The 2105-nt window shown below is 69.2% G+C and carries 3 protein-coding genes; 2 read left to right on the forward strand and 1 reads right to left on the reverse strand.

The genetic code is table 11. The features are described from left to right. Positions 1-237: zinc-binding dehydrogenase (locus GA0115259_RS37830; protein WP_141716884.1), on the forward strand; the 237-nt coding region annotated here is incomplete at its 5' end. 135 nt (positions 238-372) lie between these two features. On the opposite strand, the gene GA0115259_RS37835 is transcribed toward GA0115259_RS37830, so the two are convergent. Next, the gene (locus GA0115259_RS37835) at positions 373-1089 is read right to left on the reverse strand and encodes a TetR/AcrR family transcriptional regulator (RefSeq protein WP_093605122.1); all 717 of its coding nucleotides are present in this window, start codon (positions 1087-1089) and stop codon (positions 373-375) included. Between the two features lie 94 nt (positions 1090-1183). Here GA0115259_RS37835 and GA0115259_RS37840 point away from each other — a divergent pair, with 94 nt between their 5' ends. Further along, positions 1184-2026, forward strand: coding sequence for an SDR family NAD(P)-dependent oxidoreductase (locus tag GA0115259_RS37840; protein ID WP_093605120.1), 843 nt, complete (start codon positions 1184-1186; stop codon positions 2024-2026). The last annotated feature ends 79 nt before the right edge of the window (positions 2027-2105 follow it).

Below are 2105 nucleotides of genomic sequence, written 5' to 3' on the forward strand. Positions count from 1 at the left end.
CCAGCCGGTCGCCGCGGTGCACGGATGGCGTCCATAGCCGAGATCGGTGCTCCGGGCGTCACCTCGGTGTTCTGCCGCATGAATCGCACCGATCTCACCGCCCTGACCGATCTCGCCGAGACCGGCCGGCTCACCGTGCGGGTCGGCGCCACCTACCCCCTGGAGCGCGCAGCCGACGCACAGCGCGCTCTCGCCGCCGGCGGAACCCGCGGGAAGGTCGTCGTCGAGATCCGCTGAGCCGTCAGCTCGGCCTCGTCCTGGTCCCACTGCGCCCTCGCTCGTTTCGGCGCACACCCAGTCCGGATCCGTGCTCCTTGTCGCGGTGAGCGGCGAGTGGTGAACGGCTTGATCGCGACTGTCGGGACTTGTTTGTCAGTGGGGTGCGCCTCGTCTCCTGGAGCGCCGAGCAGGAGCTTCCAGCTGCGGACGGGCGAGGGTCCCGGTGATCAGGGTTGTCAGCATCGTTCGCATGGCGGTGGTGAAGTCCAGGCGCTGCTCGGCCAGTGACGGATCGATGTCGTAGGCGGCGAGCATGCTCGGCGACGGTACGGAGTGCGTCCGGATGGCGCCAGTGATCAGGATGGCCTGGGCGGACACCTGTCCGGCGTCGGCGCCGAGTTCGGGCAGGTGGTCGCGGACCATTCCGGCGAGGACGGTCACGTTGTCGACGGCGGCGTGCTTGTAGCGGATGGCGACATCGGTGGAGACGTTGTGTTCCAGGACTCCGGCCTGCGCGGCGAGCAGGTCGCACAGCGCGCGCTGCTCGGCGAGCGAGCGGGTGAGGGTGTCGGCGAGCCGGGCGCCGCGCTGCTGGGCGGTGCCGTCGGTGCCGATACCGGCGGCGAGTTGCTCGGGAAGCTGCGCGAGCCACTGTTTCCAGGTGCGATCCAGCAGTTCCAGCAGGATCGCCTCGCGGGACTCGAAGTAGCGCAGCAGCGGTGACTTGGCGAGCCCCACCCGGCGGCTCAGCTCGTTGAGGCTGATCTTGCTGACGGGCATCTCGTCGAGCATGGCGGCGGCGGTGTCGAGGATCGCCTGTCTGCGGATCTCGCGCTGTTCCTCGCTGCGTGCCCGGCGGAATGTGGCCATACCGCCATGGTAAACCACCGGTACATTGACATGGTACCGGCGGTCCATTAGCTTGGCCGATGTAATGGACCGTCGGTACACAAGGAGTCTGATCATGTCGAAAGTGTGGTTCGTCACCGGGAGTTCTCGCGGGCTGGGCCGCGGGATCGTCGAAGCGGCACTGGAAGGCGGTGACCGCGTGGTCGCCACCGCACGCAGACCGGCGCAGCTGGAGGATCTGGTCGCGCGTCACGGCGGGCGAGTGCTGCCCGTGGCGCTCGACGTCACGGACAACGACCAGGTCCAGCAGGCCGTCCAGCAAGGACTGGCCGCGTTCGGCCGCCTCGACGTGGTGGTCAACAACGCCGGCTACGCCGACCTGGCAGCAGTCGAGGACGTGGACCTGGCCGATTTCCGGGCCCAGTTGGACACCGACTTCTACGGCGTCGTACATGTCACCAAGGCGGTGCTGCCGACACTGCGCGCCCAGGGCGCGGGGCACATTTTCCAGGTCTCCTCGATCGGCGGGCGGATCGGCTCGGTGGGTCTGGCCGCGTACCAGAGTGCGAAGTGGGCGGTCGGTGGCTTCTCCACCGTTCTCGCGCAGGAGGTCGCCCCGCTCGGCATCAAGGTCACCGTGCTCGAACCGGGCGGCATGCGCACCGACTGGGCGGGCTCCTCGATGGCCATCCCGCCGGTCAGCGAGCCTTACCGGCCCACTGTCGGCGCGTTCGCCGACCTGCTCCGCAACGCCGCGGCCTTGAGCGACGCCACCGGGGTGGAAGCCGCCGAGCCGGCGAAGGTCGCCCAGGTCGTGTGTGATCTCGCCGGCCGCGAGGATGCGCCGCTCAGGCTCCTGCTCGGCAGCGACGCCTACCGCTACGCCCACCAGGCCGCCCAGGTCCTGGCCGAGTCCGACGAGAAGTGGCGCCACGTCACCGATTCCGTCTCGGCCTGAACCACCACCGGGGCCCTCCAGGGCCTCTCGTTTGGATCTTGCTGGGCTCGCGTGCCCGCAGTGACATCAGCCGCTGCCG

The sequence above is a fragment of the Streptomyces sp. MnatMP-M17 genome, assembly GCF_900091995.1.
GTDB lineage: Bacteria > Actinomycetota > Actinomycetes > Streptomycetales > Streptomycetaceae > Streptomyces.

What these genes read in the sequence shown, in the direction of transcription:
- GA0115259_RS37840 (WP_093605120.1), top strand. Translation starts at nt 1,184, where the DNA reads ATGTCGAAAGTGTGGTTCGTCACCGGGAGTTCTCGCGGGCTGGGCCGC.
- GA0115259_RS37835 (WP_093605122.1), bottom strand. Translation starts at nt 1,089, where the DNA reads ATGGCCACATTCCGCCGGGCACGCAGCGAGGAACAGCGCGAGATCCGC.